Source organism: Pseudomonas fluorescens (genome assembly GCF_902497895.1).
Classification (GTDB): Bacteria; Pseudomonadota; Gammaproteobacteria; order Pseudomonadales; family Pseudomonadaceae; genus Aquipseudomonas; species Aquipseudomonas fluorescens_BP.
The window spans coordinates 1-3,524 of the sequence record NZ_CABVHQ010000143.1 but is presented as its reverse complement, the minus strand read 5'-3'; the positions used below and the strand labels follow the sequence as shown (position 1 = coordinate 3,524).

Sequence of the window (3,524 nt, the reverse complement as noted above, 5' to 3'; positions counted from 1 at the left end):
GACCGCAACCGCGACGGCAAAATGACCGCCGAAGAACTGCAAGCGGCGCTCAGCCTGCCGGCCCACGCCCAGTCAATCTCGCAATTGATCATCTACGCCGAAAGCGAGTGGTACTACAGAGCGCAGAAGTGGGACCCGCTGGATGAAGTGCTCGGCCATAGTGGTTCGACGCCACACTTGAACTGGTTGGCGGAGAAAGAGAGGCTTAAACAAATTAGCTGGTGGGAGGAGGTGGCGGAAAAGGTGGGGTTGCCGACGTGGGGGAAGGTGTATCACTTTCATCCGATTGGGTTGGTGGGGAATCTGTCTGTCTTTCGACAGTTGAACGATTTGATCGTACGACGAGGTCAAATTACTTTCGACGCGGAGGGGAATGATATTCCGAATAGTGCTTACTTCAGCCGCCGTTTGCATTGGCCGGGAGGAGCCTCTGGCGTGACATTGGGGCGTGGTTACGACATGCGTCACAGGACACGTACTTCAGTATATGCGGATCTAATTGCGGCAGGTGTGGATGTCGTTCCTGCCGAGAATTTCTCTCGTGGAGCTGGTCTGTCGAGTCAAGCTGCTCGCGATTTCGTGAACACAAACAAAGTTGCATTTGGAGCAATTTCACAGCAAGCACAGCGTATCCTGTTCGAGGATGTAGTGTATCCACGATATGAGGCTGCTACCCAACAGCAATATAGCTCAGGCACAACGCCAGATGCGACAGTATGGGAACAGCTTGATGACCGCGTTAAAGACATAGCGGTTGATCTGACTTATCAGCAAGGAAGTGTTTGGGCAAGGCAGATGCCATATATCTCCGCAAACAATCGAAACTCACTAGCACGATACATTCAAGAAACTCCAGAGCTGGCGCAATATGAGCAAGGCCGATATAGAGCCCGGTACCTGAGAGCTGGAGATTAAAATTGAAGCCTATTGCATGTTTTGTTATGTCGATACTGCTAATATCTTCGCTTGCTGCGGGCCAGGCGAATGGTTCAAGTCAGGAGGTGGTCGGGGCTAAAAATACACCAATTTATTTATGGATTGGCTACTACTTGAAGAAAAGTGAGCTATGTACCTCTCCAAGTAACGGAGAACGCTGCTCTGAGCAGTTTCGTGACCATCTCAATATAGAGGCGGGGCGTCAAGGCTATCAAGTAAAACTGTACAGTACACAAGCGGGTCAACATGTTTGCTCCTTTTCGTTCCAGATGGATGCTGCGGACGGAATGCTTGTTTATAAGACGCAGTTTGGGCGTGTGCTCATACAACGAAATGGTGACTCACTGGAGATTTCGTCGAAAGGAATCGACCCGACAGCCCTTGGCTTAGGGATATGTGGAGCGCATGCAGATATTGACGGTCTCAAGTTTCCTCTGGCCAGCAAATGTAATAGTGAATGTTCTAAAAATTATTAGAGTCTTATCGATTATGCTGTTTTTTGTTTCGGCTACAACCACCGTTGCAAATGACCGCGCGTGCAACGACATCGGTCTCGATCAGGCTTGTCACGAAGACTGGGTTGAGTTTAGATTTTCAGGGAATACCACTACTGAAGGGTGGTTGAAGTGCAGTGATCTCGAAGACTGTAATGAACTTTAGCGTATGAACTTCATGTTACTGATCGCGCAATTTATTTCGTGCGATGAAAAGTGTTTGACGGTGACGGGCCCTTCGCGTGTGCGGCGGCGTCTTCATCAGCGACGTAGCGCCGTCATGTGTGCATTGCCGAATGGCACGGAAGTGACCGTCAGCGAATTTCGCAAGCTGGAACGCATCAAACAGTAGTTATGGTTCACTCAATTGGAATGAGATCGACACCAAGACTCAAGATGCTGTAATCGGTCTGATATACAGAGGAGACTTTCATGTGGATGCCTTTTATTCAAAAGCGAGCGGGGTATTTATAAGAAATGAAAATATCTATTTTATTTGTTTTGATGTTCTGTGTGGCGAGTATGATCAAGGCCGAGGGGATTGACTATAGTAAAGTACTCTACGCAGGAACAGGTTCTGTTGCGGAGTTGCCTATTGTTCGATATCTGGCTTGGTCAGAGGACAACTGTATCGTGATTCAAAATTTGGTGCCTGGTGGAAGGGGGACGGTATCAGCAGAGAAAAAAATTTGCTCATTGGAAGGAAAGCGTTTTAGTAATGGTTATGCCGAAGTAGACTTTAAAAAAGGGAGCTTTGAAGATGGCAAGCTTTTCTTGGACCTTGAAGTCTATCCGTTACGTTTAGTTGATAAAGTAATCATGACTTGCGAGGTCGTGTTCAATGATGGCGTAGCAGATCACCTCGCCTGTAAAGAAACGTGATGCTGCAATAAACACGATATTGGCCAAAGTGCCGATGCCGGTAAAGCACAACCAAGGGCTTCACAACCTGGATGCGTTGCTCGGGCACCCGGGCAGCGCGTCACCGTGGCTGGCGATCGCTTCCGCGACGCAGACCATTCAGCGCGGTGCTGGGCCGCAATCATTTTCAGTGGTGGCAGCTCCGTCGAGGCGGGGCTCTGGAGTACGGTCTTGACGCCCGTGCCACCACTTTCGAAGTAGGAATCTCAAATGGCCGCGTTATGCCAAGGCCAACCAGCGGCTGTTGCGTGACCCTGCGGTGGCCAGGAGCAAGGTCAAAAGATCGCAGCCTTCGGCAGCTCCTACAGTGGGTCGGTGTTCCTGATCAACTGCGGGTGTATGGAGCTGGCGCAGCCTGCGATCTTTTGGCGGTTCTGGAAATGGCCCAAGAGCAAGATCAAAAGATCGCAGCCTGCGGCAGCTCCTACAGTGGGTCGGTGCTCCTGATCAATTGTGGGTGTATGGAGTCAGTGGGTCGGTGTTCCTGATCAACTGCGCCAGCTCCCGGCGGTTTGACAGGCAAAAGAAAACCGCAGCCCCCCAAAGCGCCGCGGTTTTTCCCCCCCTCGTCCCACTACTCTTGAAGCACAGTGGCCTGGTTGACCGACCCCAGCTGCTGAATGTTCGCACTCATGTTCAGCCCGCTCTGGCCCACGTTCGCGATGTTCCCCGAGCCGCGTTGAGTGACGTAGGCCACGTTCAGGCTGTCAGCCTGTTTGATGGTCGCCAGATTGGTGTCGCCAGCCTGCCAGGTGTAACGGTGTAACGGTGTAACTCTGGTTGGTACTGCCAGACTGATCCAGCTGGATCGGGTTGCCATAACCACTGCTTGAGCCCGTGGCATAGTTGGCTTCGCCGCGTTGATCGGCGACGAGGATGTTGTCGCTGCCGTTCTGCTCGAAGTACAGCTCGTTGAAGCTGTCATCCTGGGTCAGCGAGGCCTGGTTGCCTTCGCCGTTCTGGTTCAGTACGGCTATCTGGCTCATGCCTTTCTGGGCATAAGTATCTACACAACTTTGAAATACGGTGAAGGACTACGCCCGTAGCAGCTGCCGAGCCTGCGAGGCTGCGTCCGGCCGCGAAGCGGTCGTAAAATCAGGCAACACGCTTTTTCAGGTAAACCGCGGGCACAGGATTTGCGACGACTGCGTCCTCGAACGCAGCCTCGCAGGC

At 51.8% G+C, this 3,524-nt stretch carries 5 protein-coding genes and 1 pseudogene; 4 read left to right on the top strand and 2 right to left on the bottom strand.

Annotation, left to right across the window (positions count from 1 at the left end; translation table 11 throughout):
- The 4 genes and pseudogenes from F8N21_RS31235 to F8N21_RS30100 form a co-directional block, all read left to right on the top strand.
- Positions 1-915: pseudogene (locus F8N21_RS31235) on the top strand (hypothetical protein); the annotation flags it as partial.
- A gap of 2 nt (positions 916-917) precedes the next feature.
- The gene (locus F8N21_RS30110; RefSeq protein ID WP_150645583.1) at positions 918-1,412 is read left to right on the top strand and encodes a hypothetical protein; all 495 of its coding nucleotides are present in this window, start codon (positions 918-920) and stop codon (positions 1,410-1,412) included.
- A gap of 187 nt (positions 1,413-1,599) precedes the next feature.
- Positions 1,600-1,782, top strand: a complete 183-nt coding sequence (locus tag F8N21_RS30105) for a hypothetical protein (RefSeq protein ID WP_150645582.1) — start codon at positions 1,600-1,602, stop codon at positions 1,780-1,782.
- A gap of 125 nt (positions 1,783-1,907) precedes the next feature.
- Positions 1,908-2,312, top strand: coding sequence for a hypothetical protein (locus F8N21_RS30100; RefSeq protein WP_150645581.1), 405 nt, complete (start codon positions 1,908-1,910; stop codon positions 2,310-2,312).
- 613 nt (positions 2,313-2,925) lie between these two features.
- Here F8N21_RS30100 and F8N21_RS31590 read toward each other — a convergent pair.
- Both F8N21_RS31590 and F8N21_RS31585 read right to left on the bottom strand, forming a co-directional pair.
- Positions 2,926-3,171, bottom strand: coding sequence for a hypothetical protein (locus tag F8N21_RS31590; protein ID WP_412071689.1), 246 nt, complete (start codon positions 3,169-3,171; stop codon positions 2,926-2,928).
- On the bottom strand, positions 3,059-3,337 hold the full coding sequence (locus tag F8N21_RS31585) for a hypothetical protein (protein ID WP_412071690.1): 279 nt from the start codon (positions 3,335-3,337) through the stop codon (positions 3,059-3,061). Before F8N21_RS31585 ends, F8N21_RS31590 begins: the two co-directional genes overlap by 113 nt.
- Positions 3,338-3,524: the final 187 nt, after the last annotated feature.